Consider the following 3,453-nt stretch of genomic DNA (forward strand, 5'->3'; position numbering starts at 1 on the left):
CCCCTCCAGGGGGGGCCGGCAGGTCCAGGCAGCATGTCATGGTGACGTTGACATTCCGGCAACGCCGCCTGTATCGTGCGATGGTCAGGGCTATCATCTGGCCGCCGTACGTGACCGCAAGGACCCGCGTCCGGTGCTGGGCGGACAGCGGTGCATCGCTGTCCGCCCAAACGTATGCCCGCGCATCGCCCGATGTCAATGCACGTGCTGATGCACGTGCTGATGCACGTGCTGATGCACGTGCATCAGGTCCAGAGTTCGCCGAGGTTCAGCCGGCGCGCTTCCTCGGCCGCCCGCTCGGCCGCCGTGTCCTGCACGTAGCGGTCGAGCATCTCCCGTGACGTCCACCCGGCGACGGCCATCAGGCCGCCCTCGGAGCCGCCCCTTGTCAGCCAGCGCGATGCTGCGGTGTGCCGCAGCCGGTGCGGATGGAAGTCCGGGATGCCCGCCGCCTCGGCCCGCTTGCGCAGCGTGGAGTACAGGCCGGCGTAGCTCAGCCGCTTCCTGCGCTGGGAGATCCACAGCGGCCCTTCCGCGGGCAGGCCGGCCTTGCGCCGCATCCACAGGTACCGGTCGAGCGCGCGCGCGGTGTGCGTCCCGAACGGCACGATGCGTCCCTTGCCGCCCTTGCCGCGGCGGATGACGGCGATGCCGCGCCGCAGGTCGACGTCGCCCGGCAGGTCCATCTGCAGCAGCTCGTCGGCGCGGTTGGCCGCCTCGCTCGCCAGCCGCACCATGGCCTCGTCGCGCCGCCCCCACAGGCTCTTGTCGGCCGCGCATGCGTCTATCAGGTCCCGCAGCTGGTCATCCGATAGCTTGGGCACTATGGGCTTCGACGGTTTGGGCGGGGTCAGGCCGGCGAGCTCGTCGGCGTCCGTCCTGCCCTCGGCCGCGCACCAGGCGGAGAACATGCGGATTGACCGGCCGCGCAGGTTGGCGTTGGACGCCGATCCGTGCCGCTCGCGCGTGCCCACCCGGTCGGGGGACTTCCACCCGTCGAGTATCGCGGCCATGAACCCGGCCACGTCGTTCTTGCCGAGGCCGCACCTGCCGTTCTGCTGCTGCCAGGCGATCAGCGCGCGGACGCCGGACGCGTACGCTCGTACCGTGTTCGGCGACTTCCCCTTGTCGCGGAGCGCTATCTCCCAGCCCAGGAGGTGCGCCCGCATCTCATCATGGTCCATGGTGAGTATCTTGACACCTAGTGTTGTGCGGTGGCAAGATGTCCGCCATGGTCAGCAAACCCGCTGGTCAGGATAATAAATGAATCGGGACAAGACTATAGACACTCCCGCTGTGTCGCTGGTCTGCTGTGACCTAGCGAGCATTGTGATCGACAACTCTGTCGTGGAGCGCGCCTTCGCCGAGGCGATCGCCACGCAGGGCATCGTGACCGGGACAGAGGCCTACGTTCGCTCCATGGTCCGGTTTGACCGGTCTCGGGGACGTCCGCCCGCCGACGTGATGCGCGAGCTGTTCGAGCGCGACGAACCGCGGGCGCAGGCGGCGTCGCTGGCCTTCGACAGGTCGTTCCGCGCCGCGGTCGAAAGATTCGGCGTGACAGCGCCGCCGGACGCGATCGCGGCATTGAGCAAGATCGCCGGGTCTGGTGCGAACATCTGCCTTCTTTCCGCACTCTCGCGCGGTGCGTCCAGCGAAGTACTCGGCAGCCTCCGGCGGCAGGGCCTCGCGGACCTCGTCCTCTGTGCGGACGACACGCCGCGCGGTTTCCCGTGGCCTGACCCCGTGCTCACCGCGATGCTCCGGCTGGGGACCGGTGACGTCCGGGAGGTGGCAATGGTCAGCTCGACGGAGAACGGCGTCTTGTCCGGGCGGCGCGCGGGGGCACGGATCGTGGTCGGGGTGGCAAACGATCCCCACCAACTCGCGGCCCTGCGGCGCGCGGGGGCCACACATGTGCTTGACAGCCTCGGGGAGCTTCCCGACCTGGTCATCGCGGGAGCGTGATCGGCGCCGCTGTAGCCGCGGCCACCTAAACTCGTTACCATGCCTGAACTGCCGGAAGTGGAGGCGCTTGCCGTCTTCCTGCGCGCCCGCGCAATCGGGCATGTTATAGCCCGCGCCGAGGCAGCCTCGTTCGCCGTGCTCAAGACGTTCGACCCCCCGCTGTCCGCGCTGCAAGGGCAGACGATCGGCGAGGTCGGGCGGCACGGGAAGTTCCTTGACCTGTCCTGCGGTGACCTGCACTTGGTCATTCACCTGGCGCGGGCGGGCTGGCTTCGGTGGCGCGACGACCTGCCGGACAAGCCGGTGCGCCCGGGCAAGAGCCCGTTGGCGTTCCGGTTGGCGCTAGACGACGGGTCAGGCTTCGACCTCACGGAGGCCGGCACGCAAAAGCGCCTGGCCGTTTACCTCGTCCGTGATCCGCAGCAGGTTCCTGGCGTCGCGACGCTCGGACCTGAGCCGATGGCGGATGACTTCACGGTGGAGTCGCTAGCCACCCTCCTCAAAGAGCGCCGCATGCAGATCAAGGGCGTGCTCCGCGACCAGCACATCATCGCTGGCATCGGTAACGCCTACTCCGACGAGGTGCTGCACGCCGCGAAGATGTCCCCGTTCAAGCTGGCGTCCAGTTTCACCCCGCAGGATGTGGCAACGTTGCATGCCGCGATCGTAAGCACGTTGCGGGATGCGGTGGAGCGCTCGGCCGGGCTGGCGGCGGTCGATCTCAAGGGCGAGAAGAAGACCGGACTGCGGGTGCACGGCAAGGCCGGGCAGCCATGCTCGGTGTGCGGTGACACCATCCGCGAGATCTCTTTTGCCGATTCCGCGCTGCAGTACTGTCCAACCTGCCAGACGGGCGGCAAGCCGCTCGCCGACCGTCGCCTGTCCCGGCTGCTCAAATAGGCCAGGGTCGTCCCGCATGGGGCGGCGCCTGCCGCCGGGAACCCCAGGCCCCCGGTTTGGCGCTGGGTCCACGCCGCCAGGCGTATTGGTGCCGGGAAGTCAGGGGCGCTGCGCCTGCAGGCAGGGTCTGTCCCCGGGGCGGGCGGCAAGCCCGGTTGCGGTGATCGCTTCCCTGCCCGGAGGAGGCTTTATGCCCGGAATACCGGAATATTAGGTTCAGGCATTTCGGGCAGACCGCTTAGCGGGGAGGAAAATGCCGGTCAGAGGCGGCCTTTTCTTTCCCGTTAACCGGGCCGGCCGCTAGGCGAGCATCGCGCCCGGGACGCGCGGTCGCGACCGCCCCTCCGGCTGCGGCCGGACCGTCCCACCGGCCACTGCCACCTCGGCGCGACCGGGCGGTGGGGGTGCGGGCGGGGTACCGATCGTGGCAGCAGGTACGCTACGGGAGCGTTAACTAGATCAATTGAGAATCACAACTACCACCGGCCCGGCCGGGGTTGGGTCACGCCCCGGCGTCCCAAGCGGGAGCCAGTCTCCCCGGACAGTGACCCGAGCCGTGCTGCCTGACGCCGCGTAATTCCTGGT

Annotated in this window: 3 protein-coding genes; 2 read left to right on the forward strand and 1 reads right to left on the reverse strand. The window is 68.7% G+C overall.

Going from position 1 to position 3,453, the window contains the following annotated elements; genetic code table 11:
* Window positions 1–245: 245 nt before the first annotated feature.
* Window positions 246–1,184, reverse strand: a complete 939-nt coding sequence (locus tag Q1N79_RS14310) for a tyrosine-type recombinase/integrase (protein WP_300609275.1) — start codon at window positions 1,182–1,184, stop codon at window positions 246–248.
* Window positions 1,185–1,263: 79 nt separating this feature from the next.
* Here Q1N79_RS14310 and Q1N79_RS14315 point away from each other — a divergent pair, with 79 nt between their 5' ends.
* Both Q1N79_RS14315 and Q1N79_RS14320 read left to right on the forward strand, forming a co-directional pair.
* Window positions 1,264–1,968 carry an HAD family hydrolase gene (locus tag Q1N79_RS14315; RefSeq protein WP_367185071.1) on the forward strand — a complete coding sequence of 235 codons (705 nt, stop codon included), beginning with the start codon at window positions 1,264–1,266 and terminating at the stop codon, window positions 1,966–1,968.
* Window positions 1,969–2,007: 39 nt separating this feature from the next.
* Complete coding sequence (locus tag Q1N79_RS14320) at window positions 2,008–2,868, forward strand: DNA-formamidopyrimidine glycosylase family protein (RefSeq protein ID WP_300609279.1); 861 nt, start codon at window positions 2,008–2,010, stop codon at window positions 2,866–2,868.
* Window positions 2,869–3,453: the final 585 nt, after the last annotated feature.

This window comes from Trebonia sp. (genome assembly GCF_030042015.1).
In the GTDB taxonomy this organism is placed as follows: domain Bacteria; phylum Actinomycetota; class Actinomycetes; order Streptosporangiales; family Streptosporangiaceae; genus Trebonia.